Below are 16763 nucleotides of genomic sequence, written 5' to 3'. Positions count from 1 at the left end.
TAAGTGATATATCACTCGAAATAAAAAAACAGAATTATTATAAAAAAAAGACTATTTTCGTTTGCGGCGTAATTCATTGCTTTTCGTCTCAATAAGAGTATTCTAATAGATAGACGAATTTTTTTAAACTAAGGAGGAACATTTCGTGAGTGATTTATTTGCAGCCTTAAAACAAAAGGTGGCAGGAAAAAATGTAACGATCGTGTTTCCAGAAGGATTAGATGAGCGTATTTTAACAGCTGTCGGACGTCTAGCGGAAGAAAATGTATTACAGCCGATTGTCATCGGCGATCAAGAAGCTGTCGTTCAAAAGGCGAAAGAGCTCGGCTTGACGTTGGAAAAAGTAGAAATCGTTGATCCGCGCTCATATGAAGGAATGGATGAAATGGTGGCGGCTTTCATTGAACGCCGAAAAGGGAAAGTCACAGAAGAAGATGCTCGCAACATTTTACTTGATGAAAACTATTTTGGCACAATGCTCGTCTATATGGGAAAAGCGCACGGTCTTGTTAGCGGCGCCGCGCATTCGACGGCAGATACTGTACGTCCCGCGCTACAAATTATTAAGACGAAACCGGGCATTCGTAAAACGTCTGGCGTATTCATCATGGTGCGTGGCGATGAAAAGTACGTGTTTGCAGATTGTGCCATTAACATCGCTCCAGATAGTCAAGATTTAGCGGAAATTGCTGTTGAAAGCGCTCAAACAGCGAAAATGTTTGACATTGATCCGCGCGTAGCGATGCTTAGCTTCTCAACGAAAGGGTCAGCCAAATCGCCAGAGACAGAAAAGGTCATTGAAGCGGTGCGCCTTGCAAAAGAAATGGCACCAGATTTAACGCTCGATGGCGAGTTTCAATTTGATGCGGCGTTCGTACCTTCAGTTGCGAAAAAGAAAGCGCCTGATTCTGTCATTCAAGGCGATGCCAACGTTTTTATTTTCCCGAGTTTAGAGGCGGGAAATATCGGCTACAAAATTGCCCAACGTCTCGGCAACTTTGAAGCGGTCGGTCCAATTTTACAAGGATTAAATCAACCGGTAAACGACTTATCGCGCGGATGTAATGCCGAAGATGTGTACAAATTATCGCTTATCACAGCAGCGCAGGCGCTAGCGGCGATGGAATAATGAGCGAATTGTTGCGACAACAAACGTGGCGCATTATCGATCATTCGAGTCTCGGCCCATTGTTTGATGCTAAGCAGTCATTTGCATTTGATGATGCGCTTTGCGAATCGGTCGGTAACGGTCATTCACAACCGATTGTTCGCTTATGGGTGCATCATCATACCGTTGTACTCGGTATTCAAGATACGAAATTACCGCATATTGAGAGAGGACTCGCCTACTTACATGAACAAGGGTGGCATACGATCGTTCGCAACTCCGGTGGGTTGGCGGTCGTACTAGATGAAGGGGTTTTAAACGTTTCACTTATTTTTCCTGATACAAAAAAAGGAATTGATATTGATCGTGGATATGAAGCGATGGCGGCACTTATTGCACGCATGTTGTCAGAAGTGCATGTACAAGCGGGGGAAGTTGTCGGTTCGTACTGCCCGGGAAGCTTTGATTTAAGCATTGATGGAAAAAAGTTTGCAGGTATTTCACAGCGGCGCATTCGAGGTGGTGTCGCGGTGCAAGCGTATATATGTGTAAGTGGAAGCGGCGCCGCAAGAGCGGAGTGGATTCGCCAATTTTATGAGCGCTCGCTAGCAGGAAAACAAACGAAGTTCACGTATCCGACGATCGTTCCGCATACGATGGCGTCGCTTAGTGAATTACTCGGCAAAGAAATGACCGTTTCAACGCTTATCATCCGCCTATATGAAGCGCTCCAATCGTTCGGGAGTAGGCTTGAGCCGTCATCGCTTACCTCGGAAGAATGGGAGCGATATTACATGTATTTTCAGCGCATGATTGACCGTAATGAGATGATGTTGCCGAAATAAAAAAGCTGTCCGATGCGACAGCTTTTTTACTCGGCAATCTTTTCGATTTTTTCTAAATTTCCGTTGCGGTCCATTTTGAAAATAGGGGGCTTAAACTCATCTTCTGAAATTTCCATTTGTCTTGCGCGATTAATAATGCGTGCCATCGTTCCGTAATCTTCGCGTAATTCTTCATTTTCTTTTTGTAGTTTTGTAAATTGTTGTTCTAGTTGTTTATGTTGTTGTTGTAGTTGTTCGAGCTCAAGTTTTAGCTGCTTATTTTCTACTAGCGCTGTTTCTTGACCGATATACGATTGTTTTAAAGAGTGCAAAAAAGCAATGACATGGTCAAGCGTTAACTGACTTGTTTCGACATGTTCATATTCATTCGCCTGCACTTCTAACGGTTCCATTCCTAACTCTTCAAGCGAAGGTACAGGAGGTGTATAAAGCGGCCGTTTTCGCAACGCATGTTTATTTCCAAGTGCGCGTTGCCGTTGTTTACGGAACTTCTTTGCCATTTGTAGCGATTCTTCGTACTGTTGACGCACGACTGCATTCCAGCGAAACCCGCATGCCGCTGACGTGCGGTTTAATTTATCGCCCACTTCTTCAAACGCATTTAACTGCGTGCTCCCTTCGCGCACATGGCGAAGCACTGTTTCAGCTAACAATAAATCCTCTTCTTCAGTCCAAGCATCTTGCCGCTTTTTTGACATATGAAAAACTCCTTTCACATTCTTTTACTTTTATAATCACCAAAAAAGGAAAAAGATATACTATTTTTCAAAGGAAATAGATGCAACTTGCATTGTTTGTATATAAGCGTTAGAATACTCGTTAGCGAAAAGGAGTGAGGACGTTATGCAAAATGAATTTCGCGTCTGTGACGATTGCCAAGCAACAAACTTAAAAACGTTGTTGCCAAGGTTAAAAAAGTTGGATCCGAACGCCACGATTGAAATCGGTTGCCAATCATATTGCGGTCCGGGTCGAAAAAAAGTGTTTGCGTTCGTCAACAATCGTCCTGTATCAGCGATGACGGAAGATGAATTAATTGAAAAAATTGCTGCGAAGTTGAAAAAATAAAAAAATCGCCTTTGTTTAAAAAGGTGATTTTTTCTTTTATTTCAGTAAAAAGGAACCCTTTGTTTTTTACGAAGAACGCTCTATAATAAAGCTATGTTATGGACGGAAGAGAGGGAGAGAGATTGTATCCCAACGAAAAGTTAAGCGAAGAGAAAGTGTTTAAAGATCCGGTGCATCGGTATGTGCACGTGCGTGATAAAGTCATTTGGGATTTAATTGGCACAAAAGAATTTCAACGGCTGCGTCGCATTAAACAGCTCGGCACGACGTATTTGACGTTCCACGGCGCGGAGCATAGCCGCTTTAATCATTCGCTTGGCGTATATGAAATTGTGCGCCGCATCGTTGACGATGTGTTTGCTGGTCGACCGGATTGGGATGAAAATGAGCGTTTGCTTTGTTTATGCGCTGCGCTTTTACATGATTTAGGGCACGGGCCGTTTTCGCATTCGTTTGAAAAAGTGTTTCATCTTAATCACGAACAATTTACGCGCGCAATTATTTTAGGTGATACGGAAGTGAATGCGGTGTTGCGCCGTGTGTCGCTACATTTTCCGAAAAAGGTCGCTGAAGTGATTGAAAAAACGTATGAAAATAAGCTTGTCGTCAGCTTAATTTCTAGCCAAATTGATGCGGATCGCATGGACTATTTATTGCGCGATGCGTACTATACAGGTGTCAGCTATGGACATTTTGATATGGAGCGCATTTTGCGCGTGATGCGTCCGCGTGAAGAACAAGTAGTCATTAAGCGAAGTGGCATGCATGCGGTAGAAGACTACATTATGAGCCGATATCAAATGTATTGGCAAGTATATTTCCATCCTGTTACGCGCAGCGCAGAAGTCATTTTGACGAAAATTTTGCACCGTGCGAAACATTTATATTTATCCGGTTATACATTCCAAACACCTCCAGTTCATTTCCAATCTCTTTTTCATGGAAACATGCAACTAGAAGACTACTTACAACTGGATGAAGCGGTGACGTTATATTATTTTCAACAATGGCAATACGAACGGGATGCGATTTTAAGCGACTTATGCCGTCGCTTTATGAATCGTCATTTATTTAAATACGTTGAGTTTCAACCGACGAATGAAGAAATGAAAAAATTGATGGAATTGACGACGTTATTTAAAAAAGCAGGCATTGATCCGGACTATTATTTAGTTGTTGACTCTTCCTCTGATCTCCCTTATGACTTTTATCGTCCGGGGGAAGAAGAAGAACGGCTTCCGATTTATTTGTTAATGCCGAATGGGGAATTGCGCGAACTATCGCGAGAATCGACAATCGTCGATGCGATTTCCGGGAAACGTCGCACAGACCATAAACTATATTTTCCACAAGATTTTCTCGATGACTTATCGACAAAAAGAAACATAAAGAAAAAAATTAAACAACTTTTATACGAATAGGAGATGGGGACGTTGCTTTTTGAGCATGCGAAAATGTTGAAGGTGCTAGCAGCAGTAGGGGAAATTGTCGGTCGAAAAAAGCTGCAAAAAATGATTTACATTGCGAAAAAGATGAAGTTTCCGTTTTATGAAAAGTTCGATTTCCATTTTTACGGTCCATATTCTGAAGAGTTAACATGGCGTATTGAAGAGCTATGTAACGTTGGCTTTTTACAAGAAATGAAAGAAAAAAAAGGCGGATATTATCAATATCGCTATACGTTGACGGAAGCAGGAGAGCAATTTTTAACGCACTACCAGTTGGACATGCCCGATTTAGACGTTTGTTTGCGCAGTTTAAATGAACAGAGTGCAAGGTTTTTAGAACTCGTTTCGACCATTTTATACTTTGAAGAGTTAAGTAAGGACGAAGTGAAGGAAAAAGTATTTACGTTAAAACGTAAAAAGCGGTATACGGAAGAAGAAATAGAGGAAGCGTACCGTTATATTGAGCAGTTGCGCGAACAAGCGTACATAAAAAGCTGACCCGTTATGGTCAGCTTTCGTCGCTTAATCGCTTTCCGCCGATGGCGTAATGATTTTTTGACATTTCTTCAATAAAAACGACAATTTTCTCTTTCGGTGCACCTGTCGTTTCTGCAACGGCTTCCGTTACTTTTTCAACGAGCGCTCGTTTTTGTTCTTCTGTACGTCCTTCAAGCATTTTTACTGTTACGTATGGCATGTACGACCGTCCCCTTTCTGCTTTGTTCGACAATCGTTATTATACCACTCAGCGACCGTTATCAGTAGTGTTTCGATATGTTTTTCGTGTATAATAATCAAAAAATGAAAAAAGTTTGAAAAGGAGAAGGATCGTGGACCAATTTTTAGCATATCCGCTTCGAGAAATACCGTATGTTGTTTTGGCGCTTGCGATTGCATTTTCAGTCCATGAATTTGCCCATGCCTACGTCGCGTATAAATTTGGTGACCCGACGGCAAAGGAGCAAGGGAGGCTGACGCTGTCGCCGCTCGCCCATTTAGACATTCTCGGAACGTTGCTTATTTTTATTGCCGGATTTGGTTGGGCGCGTCCGGTGCCGGTCAATCGTGGCTATTTCCGTCATCCACGTGTGGCGGGTATTCTCGTTTCTGTCGCTGGCCCGCTCAGCAATTTGTTGCTTGCGGCTATCGGTTTTGCTTTATGGTATGGAATGATTCGCATAGGCATATTTGATTTCATCCCGGTATGGTTTCGGGATGGATTGTATCAGTTTTTTGAAATTTATATCGGGCTTAATATTTTGCTGTTTGTGTTTAACTTGTTGCCGTTTCCTCCGCTCGACGGGTATCGCGTTGTTGAAGATTTAGCACCGATGCATGTGCGCGCAAAAATGACGCAATTCGAAAACTATGGGGTGCTCATTTTTTTAATTCTTATTTTCACGCCATTAGATCAATATACGATTCGACCGATTTTCCATGTAGCCATTCCAGCCGTTGCTCAATGGCTGCAAAGTATATTTTCAACGCTCATTTTGTAATGAAAGGATGAACGATCGTGGAAGAGAAAAAAAAGCCGATGTTTAATATTATAAAAAAAGAACCGAAAGTGCATGGAACATTCGGAGCGGGCGTACTGAGCTTAGCGAACGTTTCCCCTGTTTTAATCGATGTTGAGGCGGGCGAGGCATTTATTGATATGGGAGCGATGCATGCGCGCAGCATCGTGGAAAAAGGGATTAAATTTACGCCGAATCGTGAGGAAGTGCCAAATGGCAAGCCATATTGGCTCGTATGGGTGACGATTGATCATGCAGAAGAAGGGGCGTATTATGCTGGGGTGACAGCGTGTGAAATGACGGTTGATCGCGAGGCGCGCCGCGGGTATAAATCGCTTCCAGAGCATGTGAACCGAATGGATAAATCGTTAAAACGCCATATTATCGTCGACCATATGGACGATCGCTCAAAAGCTGTATTAGCTTCGTTTTTACAACAACATAATCGCGACATGTGGGATCGTTCGAGCGAGGAATTGAAACGACAGCTTCAAAATCATGGATAAAATGTGACGGTTTTGTGAACGAAAACTTGTCCATACTTGCTGTTGAGTGGGAAAAGGAGTAAACTAGAGGTACAGATGTAACACATGATAAAACTAGGACGCATAAACGCCCAAGCATACTCGCTTGGGCGTTTATGTTTAAAACCAGTCGAACAGTCGCTTAAACCATGAATCTTTTTCTTTTTTCTTTTTCTTCTTTTTCTTTTCTGCCGGATGGTCTTTGCAGTAGTCTGTCGGTTCTGTACCGACAACGTAATACGTCAATCTCGTTGTCGGACAAGCTGCAGTAGCGAGCTTACCGCTATGAGGATCGACGTACACCCCGATGACTCCTTCTGGCGGCTCGAATGTCGCAACTTTTCTTCCGCGCAAACTATCTTCCATAAAATTGACCCAAATATGTTTGGCGTATTGTTTTTCGTCTGTGCGATCAATCGTTTCGTCGCGATCATATCCTGTCCAAACTGCCGTAACGAGTTGAGGAGTATAGCCGATCATCCAACTATCTGTTTTCGTCGTCCCAGATTTTCCTGCATACGGACGGGTCATGCGCGAAATAATCGATTGTCCCGTCACAGACGCATAATCGTTAAGCGTTGGATCAAACATGCCTGTCATTAAATGTGTCGTGACGAAAGCGAGCGCTGGATCAAGTATTTGTTCATCATTCGTTCTTTGTTCGTACAATACTTTCCCCTCATAATTCGTCACTTTTGTAATGAACAGCGGCTCGACTTTTTTTCCACCGTTGGCGATTATGCTGTAGGCGCGCGCCATATCAATCACTTTCACGGGTGATGTCCCGAGGGCGAGCGATGGCACTTGCTTTACTTCGCTCGTGATGCCGAGTTGTTTCGCGATGGTGACGAGCTTTTCTTGTCCGAGCAGCAAATGCGTCTTTACAGCATATACGTTATCAGAAAGAGCAATAGCTTGTGCAAGCGTAATCGTATCATTTGCATAATAGTTGTTAAAGTTGCGCGGTGTGTACGTTGAACCGTCTTCAAGTGTAAACGTCGTTGGTTCGCTACGTAACAACGTTGATGGCGTAAACCCATGTTGTAGCGCGACATAATATAAAAACGGCTTGAATGTAGAGCCAGGTTGACGTTTTGCTTGTGTTGCCCGATTAAATGGACTTTTCTCATAGTCGCGTCCCCCGACAAGTGCTTTCACTTTTCCTGTTTTTGGCTCCATGGCGACGAGCGCCACTTGAATGTTTGATTGCGAATGAATCGTTTCTTTTATTTTTGCTTCTGCGATTGCTTGCATGTCGATATCGAGCGTTGTATACACACGCAATCCGCCCATTTCAATCGTTTCTTCATCGAATCCGAGCGTCGTTTTTAACATTTGTTTGACCGCATCTTGAAAATACGGGGCGATCGTTTTTGTTTTCATATGCTCGCCGTTTGAAAAATGAAGCGGTTCATTTGCTGCTTTTTCGGCTTCTTTCTCGGATAAAAATTTTGCCTCGACCATCGAATGTAAGACAATGCGTTGCCGTTTTTTTGCTCGTTCCATATCGACAAGCGGCGAATAGTAGCTCGGGCCTTTTGGAATGCCTGCGAGCATCGCTGCTTCCGCTACGGTTAAATCGCGGGCCGATTTTCCGAAATAAAAGTTGGCGGCTGCCTCAATGCCGTATACACCATGTCCGTAATAAATGGTGTTTAAATATCCTTCTAAAATGTCGTTTTTTTCGTAGTTTGCTTCCAGTTGAATCGTATATAGCGCTTCTTGTATTTTTCGCCACCACGTCTTTTCGTAGCTTAAAAATAAGTTGCGTGCATATTGTTGTGTAATGGTGCTTGCCCCTTGCACTTTCGCCATTGCTTTAATATCTGCGATGATTGCCCCAGCAATTCGTTTAACATCGAACCCGTAATGGTCGAAAAATTTTCGGTCCTCTACCGCAATCGTTGCATCAATCGCGTGTTGAGACATATCGGATAGTTTCACCCAATATCTTTTTCCACCGTAATGATTTTCACCAATTTTCGTGCCGTCTTCTGCATAAAAAATAGTCGATTGCGGAACGGCTAAAGGGGGAGGACCTTTCCATTTCGCAAATATAATAAGCCCGGCGATCGTGAGTGTGCATAACAAGCTAGCAACAAAAGCGAACAAAAGAAAGAGTCGCATATATTTAAACGTTCGTTTCCATCGTTCGATGGCAATCGTCTCCATAGCCATCACCTCATTTTTTACGTTTACAATTTAGTATAAAAACATTTTTATTTTTTTAAACGTTTTCTAGCAATTTTTACTTGAAATTTTGCTAGATTGCTCTATACTTTTTCATGTTTAGCATTTTATTTTTCGGGCATGATAAGCGGTGCATTATTGACGAAAGGGTGTTCAATATGGAACTTTGGTTTACTGAAAAACAGACGGACAACTTTGGGATTACAGCACGAATTAAACGCACTTTACATACAGAGCAAACAGAATTCCAAAAGCTCGATATGGTCGAAACAGAAGAATTCGGGAACATGCTTATTTTAGACGGAATGGTGATGACAACGCAAAAAGATGAGTTCGTCTATCATGAAATGGTGGCGCACGTTCCGTTATTTACGCATCCGAATCCAGAAAACGTTCTTGTTGTTGGTGGCGGAGACGGCGGTGTCATTCGCGAAGTATTAAAGCATCCGAGCGTGAAAAAAGCGACGCTTGTTGAAATTGACGGCAAAGTGATCGAGTATTCGAAAAAATATTTGCCAGAAATCGCCGGTCAATTGGACGACCCACGCGTTGAAGTGAAAGTAGATGACGGATTTATGCATATTGCGCAAAGTGAAAACAAATATGACGTCATTATGGTTGACTCGACAGAACCTGTTGGCCCAGCGGTGAATTTATTTACAAAAGGGTTTTATGCAGGCATTGCGAAAGCGTTAAAAGAAGACGGTATTTTTGTTGCGCAAACAGACAACCCTTGGTTTAAAGCAGATTTAATTCGCACCGTTCAACGTGATGTGCGCGAAATTTTTCCGATTACGCGTTTATATATCGCAAACATTCCGACGTACCCAAGCGGTATGTGGACGTTCACCCTCGGTTCGAAAAAGTATGATCCGCTTGAAGTAAGCGATGACCGTTTCCATGACATTGAAACGAAATATTACACAAAACAGCTTCATAAAGCGTGCTTCGTATTGCCGAAATTCGTTGAAGACTTAGTGAAGTAAGGGGGGAAGACGATGCGGTTTGATGAAGCTTATTCTGGCAACGTATTTATTAAAAGTCATCCGAACTTTGAAGAAAGCCAAGCAGTTATTTACGGGATGCCGATGGACTGGACAGTTAGCTACCGCCCAGGCTCTCGTTTCGGTCCAGCACGCATTCGCGAAGTGTCAATCGGGCTTGAGGAATATAGCCCATATTTAGATCGCGAGCTTGATGAAGTGAAATATTTTGATGCAGGGGATATTCCGTTGCCGTTTGGCAACGCGCAACGCAGTTTAGATATGATTGAACAGTTTGTTGATCGCGTGTTAGAAGCTGGGAAATTTCCGCTCGGTCTTGGCGGTGAGCATTTAGTATCTTGGCCGGTTATGAAAGCTGTATATAAAAAGTACCCAGACTTGGCGATCATTCATATGGATGCCCATACGGATTTACGCGAGCATTATGAAGGCGAACCGTTATCACATTCGACACCCATTCGTAAAATTGCTGAGCTCATTGGGCCGAAAAATGTATATTCTTTCGGTATTCGTTCTGGAATGAAAGAAGAATTTGAATGGGCGAAACAAAACGGCATGTACATTGCGAAATTCGATGTGCTTGAACCGTTAAAAGAGGTGCTCCCAACGCTTGCAGGCCGCCCGGTATATGTAACAATCGACATTGACGTATTAGATCCAGCGCATGCGCCAGGGACGGGCACAGTCGATGCGGGAGGTATTACATCGAAAGAGTTGTTAGCTGCCATTCACACAATCGCTCGTTCCGACGTTCGTGTTGTTGGGGCAGATTTAGTGGAAGTTGCGCCAGTATATGACCATTCTGAACAAACAGCCAACACGGCAAGCAAACTCGTGCGCGAAATACTTCTCGGTTGGGTGAAATAAATGAAAATCCCTGTCTATGAGACGGGGATTTTTTTTCATAAAAGTATTGCCAACGTCATACATTGAAAGTAACATTTACATAGTGCAAATATTTGAAAGGAGGTGAAAAAATGGGCATTCGGCTAATTAAAATTTCTGTTGTGTATTTCGCAATCGGCGTCTGTTTAGGGCTTTACATGTCTATGACGCACGCTTTTACATTTACACCTGTCCACGTTCATATTAATTTGCTCGGTTGGACAGCGTTAACGCTTGCTGGTATTTTATATCATTTATTCCCTCATATTGCGGAAACGAAAACAGCGAAAGCGCATTTTTGGCTTCATAATATTGGATTGCCGGCGATGATGATCGGTTTAGCGTTTGTCGTCTCGGGATATGAAGCATTCATTCCACTAACTGCGCTCGGTGGTACGCTCGTTACTATCGCGGTACTAACGTTTGCATGGAATATATTAAAAAACTTAAAGCAGGCATAACATGGTAGGCGGTCTCTAAAAAGGGGCCGCCTATTGCATGTATGCGTCTCTTTTTCTATACTTATCTACAGTCATAACAACAGCAAGGATGTGGGGAAGGTGAACGGAACGCCTATACAGCTCAAGCACGTAACAGAAATTCGGGACGGGGCACGAAAAGAAATTGTTGTCGTTGAGGCAAATGGTTTATACTACTTAAAAGGAGATGTGACGTATGTGACGTTTGAAGAGATGTACGAAGGGGAGACGATCAAAAACGTCGTGAAAATTATGGCCGATGAAGTGGTCGTCCTTCGCTCTGGAGCCATCTCGATGCGTCACACATTCCGCAAACAGTCGGAGACGATCGGGACGTACGAAAGTCCGATGGCACGCTGGGAAATGAAGACGAAGACGGAACAAGTATTGTATCAGTACAACGAGAAAGCGAAAAAAGGGAAGCTGTTTTTTTCTTACATACTTCACTTATCTGGTAAACATGTCGGCCGTCATGCTGTGACGATGTCGTTTAAGGAGGCAAAGAAATGAACATTGTTGAACAAATGAAACAAAAGTTAAAAGAAGAAATAAAAGAAGCGGTCATTCGCTCGGGGATCGCGACGGAAGAAGACGTGACGAACGTTATTTTAGAGACGCCGAAAGATAAAGCGCACGGCGACTATTCAACAAACGTTGCGATGCAATTGGCGCGCGTAGCGAAGAAAGCACCGCGCATGATTGCGGAAGACATTGTACGCCACTTTAACGGTGAAGCTGTGTTCGTGAAAAAAGTGGACATTGCTGGACCAGGGTTTATTAATTTTTACATGGACAATCGCTATTTAACAGAACTCGTTCCAACCATTTTACAAGCAGGGGACGCATACGGCGAAACAAACGTTGGCAACGGTCAAAAGGTGCAAGTTGAGTTCGTCTCCGCAAACCCGACAGGTAGTTTGCATTTAGGCCATGCTCGTGGAGCAGCGGTTGGTGATTCGTTATGCAACATTTTGAAAAAAGCAGGTTTTGACGTCACGCGAGAATATTACATTAACGATGCCGGCAACCAAATTGCTAACTTAGCCAAGTCGGTCGAAGCGCGCTATTTTCAAGCGCTTGGCATTGATAAAGATATGCCGGAAGACGGCTACTTCGGTGAAGATATTATTGAATTAGGGAAAAAGTTAGCGGAAGAGCATGGCGACAAATTTGTCGCGCTTGATGAACAAGAGCGACTTCAACAGTTCCGCGAGTACGGACTGGCGTTTGAAATGGACAAAATTAAAAAAGACTTAGCGGACTTCCGGGTCACATTTGACGTTTGGTATTCAGAAACGTCGCTTTACTATAACGGAAAAATTAATAAAGCGCTTGAAACGTTGCGCGAAAAAGGACATATTTACGAGCAAGATGGCGCGACGTGGTTCCGCTCTACGACATTTGGTGACGACAAAGACCGCGTGCTTATTAAACAAGATGGGACGTATACGTATTTATTACCAGACATCGCGTACCATCAAGATAAACTCGAGCGCGGATTTGAGAAAATCATTAACATTTGGGGAGCGGACCATCACGGTTACATTCCGCGCATGAAGGCAGCGATTGCTGCGCTCGGCTATGACCCAGACGTATTGGAAGTTGAAATTATCCAGCTCGTCAGCTTATATCAAAACGGCGAGAAAGTGCGCATGAGCAAGCGGACAGGAAAGGCGGTAACGTTGCGCGACTTAATGGAAGAAGTTGGGTTAGATGCGACGCGCTATTTCTTTGCGATGCGCTCATCGGATACGCATTTAGATTTTGATATGGATTTAGCGGTATCGCAATCAAACGAGAACCCTGTATATTATGCGCAATATGCTCATGCGCGCGTATGCAGCATGCTTCGCCAAGGAGAAGAGCAAGGGTTATCTTATGATGGGCAACTCTCTTTCACATACGAATTAGCGGAAAAAGAAATAGACTTATTGAAAAAACTCGGAGAGTTTCCGGCCGCGGTTGCGGAAGCAGCGGTGAAACGTTCGCCGCATCGCATGACGAACTACATTTTCGAGCTCGCTTCCGCGCTGCATAGCTTTTACAATGCGGAAAAAGTGCTTGATGCAACGAACGTGGAAAAAAGTCGTGCCCGCCTCGCGCTCATGAAAGCTGTGCAAATTACGTTAAAAAATGCGTTAGCGCTTGTCGGCGTACACGCACCAGAAAAAATGTAACGAAAAGCCCTTCTCCGCCTGGAGAGGGCTTTTTACAATAACGGGGCCGTCATTGTTGCGGCGATTTCTTTTAGGCGATAAAACCATGGTTGCTGCTGAAAATATTGTTCCGTTAGCAACGTTGATGTGCTAATGTCTCGTTCAATCGTTTGTTTCACATGTTGAATAAACGGTTTGTCATATATATAACAATTCATTTCATAGTTAATGAACAAACTGCGGCGATCGAAATTCGCTGTGCCGATATCGCAAATATCATCATCAATGACGATCACTTTGGCGTGGTAAAACCCGTTGTTAAACTGGTAAATATGAGCTCCGGCACGAAGAAGCTGACGAAAATAAGGGTATGCGGCTTCTTTGACGAGTGGATGATCAGCTTGTGTCGGTGCGACAATAGTCAGTTGGACGCCGCGCTTCATCGCTTCAAGGAGGGCGGTCATGATGTTTTTGCTCGGAATAAAGTACGGTGTGCCAATAATTATTTTTTGTTTCGCTTGTTTAATGAGTTGAATAAATTCTTCCTCTAAATATTTTCCATCTGTCGGAAGAAAGCGATGTTTCATCGCCCCTTTTTGAAGAGGTGGAAAATATCGCTCACTATTTCCAAACGATTGTCCAGTTGCTTTTTTCCAATCTTCTTGAAACTGTCGTTGCAAATCGTGAACCCCTTCCCCGACGATTTTCAAGTGATAGTCGCGCCAGTTGCCGAACTTCGGATCTTGACCGATATATTCTTTTCCGATATTAAATCCACCTAAATAGCCGATTTTCCCATCAATGACTGTTATTTTCCGATGGTTTCGTTCGTTTAACTTGTAGAAAAAAAACGGCAATGTTGGGCGGTTTGCAAAGGCAAATTGTCCGCTTTTTTGTCGGAGGGATGACGGTAGCCCGAAACTGCCAACCCAATCAACAAGTAGACGCACTTCTACTCCTTCATTTACTTTTTGCTCAAGTAGAGAAAAAAATCGTTGCCCGATTTCATCATTGCGTACGATGTAAAATAAAATGTGAATATGATGTTTCGCTCGTTCTAACTCGGCGAAATAGTCATCAAACAGCTCCTCTCCGGCTGTAAATAGCGTCAAGTTGCTTTCGCGCTCGACGCCGATTTTTTTTCGTACAGAAGCTTTTGACACTTTTTCGCCCCATTTATAATCAAGCAAAAGGAGAAACAATAAAATGAGGATAATGGCGAGCCAACGCATGCTTTCACTCCTTTCTTTCTTGTAGTCTTTCCAAAAAGAAAATAAAAAATGAGAAAAAATATTGACTGAACGCTCATTCATTATATAATGAAAGTAAGTTTGTTCAGAAAATTTATTTTATTTTTACAACAAAGGGGGAAGAGTATTGTGCTTTGGTTGAACTGGATCGCTTTTCTACTTGTGACAGCGTACGCCGTTCATTTGTTCGTTTATCTCATCAAAACGCGTATTGCGTATATTAAGCTAGGAAAAAAAGTTGAATTTGATGGAAAGGTAAAAGAACGACTACAAAACATATGGGTGAACGTTTTCGGACAGAAAAAGCTGTTAAAAGATAAAAAAAGCGGGATCATTCACGTCATGTTTTTTTACGGCTTTATTCTCGTTCAGTTTGGTGCCATTGACTTTATTATAAAAGGTCTTATACCGGGGGCGCACTTGCCGCTTGGGGCGCTTTATCCAGCGTTTACGTTTTTCCAAGAAATCGTCACATTGCTTATTTTAGTGGCAGTGTTATGGGCGTTTTATCGTCGCTACATTGAAAAGCTTGTCCGTTTAAAGCGCGATTTGAAAGCAGGGCTTGTGCTCATTTTTATCGGTGGACTTATGCTTTCGGTGTTGTTCGGTAACGGCATGAGCCGCATTTGGCATAACGAAGGGACGTCGTGGAGCGAGCCTGTCGCTTCGGCCATCGCCCTTGCATTTGGTTGGGTAGGGGAAACAGGTGCAGCGGTATTGTTTTTTGTCGCTTGGTGGGTGCACTTGCTTATTTTATTAACGTTTTTAGTGTACGTGCCACAATCGAAACATGCCCATTTAATCGCTGGGCCGATCAACGTCTTTTTCAGTCGATTAACGCGGCCAAAACTTGAAAAAATTAACTTTGAAGACGAAACACAAGAGTCGTTTGGCGTTGGTAAAATCGAAGACTTTAAGCAAACCCAACTGATCGATTTATATGCCTGTGTGGAATGCGGGCGCTGTACAAACATGTGCCCGGCAACAGGAACAGGAAAAATGTTATCGCCGATGGACCTCATTTTAAAATTGCGCGACCATTTAACAGAGAAAGGGGCAGCGATTACATCAAAAGCTCCTTGGGTACCAACGTTTGCGTTTGCTAATACGAAAGGGAACCAGCTCGCTTTCATGGCACAAGGAACGCAAGAACAAGCGGCAACGATCGAACTGCCAAACTTAATTGGCGATGTCATTACCGAGGAAGAAATTTGGGCATGTACGACGTGTCGCAACTGTGAAGATCAATGTCCGGTCATGAATGAACACGTCGATAAAATTATTGATTTGCGTCGCTATCTCGTACTGACAGAAGGAAAGTTAAATCCAGATGCGCAACGGGCGATGACGAATATTGAACGCCAAGGAAATCCGTGGGGACTAAACCGAAAAGAAAAAGAAAACTGGCGCGAATTGCGTGAAGATGTGCGCATTCCGACAGTAAAAGAAATGCAAAAAGCAGGGGAAGAATTCGAATATTTATTTTGGGTTGGTTCGATGGGATCGTTTGATAATCGAAGCCAAAAAATTGCGCTAGCTTTTGCGCGCTTACTAAACGAGGCAGGGGTGAAATTTGCGATTTTAGGCAACAAGGAGAAAAACTCTGGCGATACGCCACGCCGTTTAGGGAATGAATTTTTATTCCAAGAATTAGCGACAGCCAATATCGCCGAGTTTGAAAAAGCAGGTGTGAAAAAAATCGTGACGATTGACCCTCATGCGTATAACACATTTAAAAATGAATACCCAGATTTCGGATTTGAAGCGGAAGTATATCATCATACGGAGCTATTAGCGAAGCTCGTTGCCGAAGGTCGTCTCGTTCCGAAATATGAAGTAAACGAGGTCGTTACATTCCATGACTCGTGTTATTTAGGTAGATACAACGACGTATACGATGCGCCGCGTCAAATATTGAAAGCGATTCCGGGAGTAAAACTCGTCGAAATGGCACGTCATCGCGAGACCGGTATGTGTTGTGGTGCAGGCGGTGGACTAATGTGGATGGAAGAAACGACAGGCACGCGCATTAACGTGGCGCGGACAGAACAAGCGCTTGAGGTGAATCCGACAGTTATTAGCTCCGGCTGTCCGTACTGTTTAACGATGCTTTCGGATGGAACGAAAGCGAAAGAAGTCGAAGAAAAAGTAGGTACGTATGATGTAGCTGAACTGTTAGAAAAAGCTGTATTTGGTCCGGTTCATTAAAAATTCTAAAAAAAATAAATAGTTTTATTTTTAAGATATTTTAAGTATAATGAAGGCAATAGGAAGGTGTACGGTTGCGTG

Annotated in this window: 17 protein-coding genes; 13 read left to right on the top strand and 4 right to left on the bottom strand. The window is 43.2% G+C overall.

Features of this window, described 5'->3' with window-relative positions; all coding sequences use genetic code 11:
• The first annotated feature begins 145 nt into the window (after nt 1-145).
• Together pta and lipL are read left to right on the top strand one after the other, a co-directional pair.
• A complete protein-coding gene (gene pta, locus BM213_RS01145; protein ID WP_091700106.1) occupies nt 146-1129 on the top strand; it encodes a phosphate acetyltransferase in 984 nt (327 codons plus the stop codon).
• On the top strand, nt 1129-1953 hold the full coding sequence (gene lipL / locus BM213_RS01140; RefSeq protein ID WP_091700105.1) for an octanoyl-[GcvH]:protein N-octanoyltransferase: 825 nt from the start codon (nt 1129-1131) through the stop codon (nt 1951-1953). The genes pta and lipL overlap by 1 nt, the downstream gene beginning before the upstream one ends.
• Nucleotides 1954-1979: 26 nt before the next feature.
• Here the strand turns inward: lipL and BM213_RS01135 are convergent, their stop codons facing one another.
• The gene (locus BM213_RS01135; protein WP_091700104.1) at nt 1980-2651 is read right to left on the bottom strand and encodes an RsfA family transcriptional regulator; all 672 of its coding nucleotides are present in this window, start codon (nt 2649-2651) and stop codon (nt 1980-1982) included.
• A gap of 145 nt (nt 2652-2796) precedes the next feature.
• Between BM213_RS01135 and BM213_RS01130 the strand changes: the two genes are divergently transcribed.
• From BM213_RS01130 to BM213_RS01120, 3 genes are all read left to right on the top strand, one after another.
• Complete coding sequence (locus BM213_RS01130) at nt 2797-3021, top strand: YuzB family protein (RefSeq protein ID WP_003397078.1); 225 nt, start codon at nt 2797-2799, stop codon at nt 3019-3021.
• Nucleotides 3022-3119: 98 nt separating this feature from the next.
• Complete coding sequence (locus BM213_RS01125) at nt 3120-4442, top strand: HD domain-containing protein (protein ID WP_091700103.1); 1323 nt, start codon at nt 3120-3122, stop codon at nt 4440-4442.
• A gap of 12 nt (nt 4443-4454) precedes the next feature.
• Nucleotides 4455-4967, top strand: a complete 513-nt coding sequence (locus BM213_RS01120; RefSeq protein ID WP_091700102.1) for a YwgA family protein — start codon at nt 4455-4457, stop codon at nt 4965-4967.
• Nucleotides 4968-4977: 10 nt separating this feature from the next.
• On the opposite strand, the gene BM213_RS01115 is transcribed toward BM213_RS01120, so the two are convergent.
• A complete protein-coding gene (locus BM213_RS01115; RefSeq protein ID WP_003397075.1) occupies nt 4978-5166 on the bottom strand; it encodes a 2-hydroxymuconate tautomerase in 189 nt (62 codons plus the stop codon).
• Between the two features lie 133 nt (nt 5167-5299).
• On the opposite strand from BM213_RS01115, the gene BM213_RS01110 reads away from it, so the two are divergent.
• Complete coding sequence (locus BM213_RS01110) at nt 5300-5968, top strand: site-2 protease family protein (RefSeq protein WP_091700101.1); 669 nt, start codon at nt 5300-5302, stop codon at nt 5966-5968.
• Nucleotides 5969-5985: 17 nt separating this feature from the next.
• Nucleotides 5986-6492: a YwhD family protein gene (locus BM213_RS01105; protein WP_091700100.1), complete on the top strand. Its 507-nt coding sequence runs from the start codon at nt 5986-5988 to the stop codon at nt 6490-6492.
• Between the two features lie 138 nt (nt 6493-6630).
• Here BM213_RS01105 and BM213_RS01100 read toward each other — a convergent pair whose 3' ends face one another.
• Nucleotides 6631-8682: a transglycosylase domain-containing protein gene (locus BM213_RS01100; RefSeq protein ID WP_091700099.1), complete on the bottom strand. Its 2052-nt coding sequence runs from the start codon at nt 8680-8682 to the stop codon at nt 6631-6633.
• A gap of 176 nt (nt 8683-8858) precedes the next feature.
• Between BM213_RS01100 and speE the strand changes: the two genes are divergently transcribed.
• The 5 genes from speE (at nt 8859) to argS (ending at nt 13245) form a co-directional block, all read left to right on the top strand.
• The gene (gene speE / locus BM213_RS01095) at nt 8859-9686 is read left to right on the top strand and encodes a polyamine aminopropyltransferase (RefSeq protein WP_004893116.1); all 828 of its coding nucleotides are present in this window, start codon (nt 8859-8861) and stop codon (nt 9684-9686) included.
• 12 nt (nt 9687-9698) lie between these two features.
• Nucleotides 9699-10571, top strand: a complete 873-nt coding sequence (gene speB, locus BM213_RS01090) for an agmatinase (RefSeq protein ID WP_091700098.1) — start codon at nt 9699-9701, stop codon at nt 10569-10571.
• A 110-nt stretch (nt 10572-10681) separates the two neighbouring features.
• Nucleotides 10682-11050, top strand: coding sequence for a cytochrome-c oxidase (locus BM213_RS01085; RefSeq protein ID WP_091700097.1), 369 nt, complete (start codon nt 10682-10684; stop codon nt 11048-11050).
• A gap of 90 nt (nt 11051-11140) precedes the next feature.
• Nucleotides 11141-11578, top strand: a complete 438-nt coding sequence (locus BM213_RS01080; protein ID WP_091700096.1) for a YwiB family protein — start codon at nt 11141-11143, stop codon at nt 11576-11578.
• The gene (gene argS, locus BM213_RS01075; RefSeq protein ID WP_091700095.1) at nt 11575-13245 is read left to right on the top strand and encodes an arginine--tRNA ligase; all 1671 of its coding nucleotides are present in this window, start codon (nt 11575-11577) and stop codon (nt 13243-13245) included. Before BM213_RS01080 ends, argS begins: the two co-directional genes overlap by 4 nt.
• A gap of 32 nt (nt 13246-13277) precedes the next feature.
• Here argS and cls read toward each other — a convergent pair whose 3' ends face one another.
• On the bottom strand, nt 13278-14456 hold the full coding sequence (cls, locus tag BM213_RS01070) for a cardiolipin synthase (RefSeq protein WP_167357353.1): 1179 nt from the start codon (nt 14454-14456) through the stop codon (nt 13278-13280).
• Nucleotides 14457-14543: 87 nt separating this feature from the next.
• Between cls and BM213_RS01065 the strand changes: the two genes are divergently transcribed.
• Nucleotides 14544-16682 carry a (Fe-S)-binding protein gene (locus BM213_RS01065; protein WP_091700093.1) on the top strand — a complete coding sequence of 713 codons (2139 nt, stop codon included), beginning with the start codon at nt 14544-14546 and terminating at the stop codon, nt 16680-16682.
• Nucleotides 16683-16763 lie beyond the last annotated feature (81 nt).

This window comes from Anoxybacillus pushchinoensis, from assembly GCF_900111795.1.
GTDB classification, from domain to species: Bacteria; Bacillota; Bacilli; order Bacillales; family Anoxybacillaceae; genus Anoxybacillus; species Anoxybacillus pushchinoensis.
This window is presented reverse-complemented; position numbering and strand designations above follow the sequence as displayed.

Bases quoted from the DNA above. Each gene is read 5' to 3' on its own strand.
- cls (WP_167357353.1), bottom strand. From the start codon at position 14,456: ATGCGTTGGCTCGCCATTATCCTCATTTTATTGTTTCTCCTTTTGCTT.
- BM213_RS01100 (WP_091700099.1), bottom strand. From the start codon at position 8,682: ATGGAGACGATTGCCATCGAACGATGGAAACGAACGTTTAAATATATG.
- BM213_RS01125 (WP_091700103.1), top strand. From the start codon at position 3,120: ATGGACGGAAGAGAGGGAGAGAGATTGTATCCCAACGAAAAGTTAAGC.
- argS (WP_091700095.1), top strand. From the start codon at position 11,575: ATGAACATTGTTGAACAAATGAAACAAAAGTTAAAAGAAGAAATAAAA.
- BM213_RS01115 (WP_003397075.1), bottom strand. From the start codon at position 5,166: ATGCCATACGTAACAGTAAAAATGCTTGAAGGACGTACAGAAGAACAA.
- BM213_RS01065 (WP_091700093.1), top strand. From the start codon at position 14,544: ATGAAAGTAAGTTTGTTCAGAAAATTTATTTTATTTTTACAACAAAGG.
- BM213_RS01130 (WP_003397078.1), top strand. From the start codon at position 2,797: ATGCAAAATGAATTTCGCGTCTGTGACGATTGCCAAGCAACAAACTTA.
- speB (WP_091700098.1), top strand. From the start codon at position 9,699: ATGCGGTTTGATGAAGCTTATTCTGGCAACGTATTTATTAAAAGTCAT.
- BM213_RS01135 (WP_091700104.1), bottom strand. From the start codon at position 2,651: ATGTCAAAAAAGCGGCAAGATGCTTGGACTGAAGAAGAGGATTTATTG.
- speE (WP_004893116.1), top strand. From the start codon at position 8,859: ATGGAACTTTGGTTTACTGAAAAACAGACGGACAACTTTGGGATTACA.
- lipL (WP_091700105.1), top strand. From the start codon at position 1,129: ATGAGCGAATTGTTGCGACAACAAACGTGGCGCATTATCGATCATTCG.
- BM213_RS01085 (WP_091700097.1), top strand. From the start codon at position 10,682: ATGGGCATTCGGCTAATTAAAATTTCTGTTGTGTATTTCGCAATCGGC.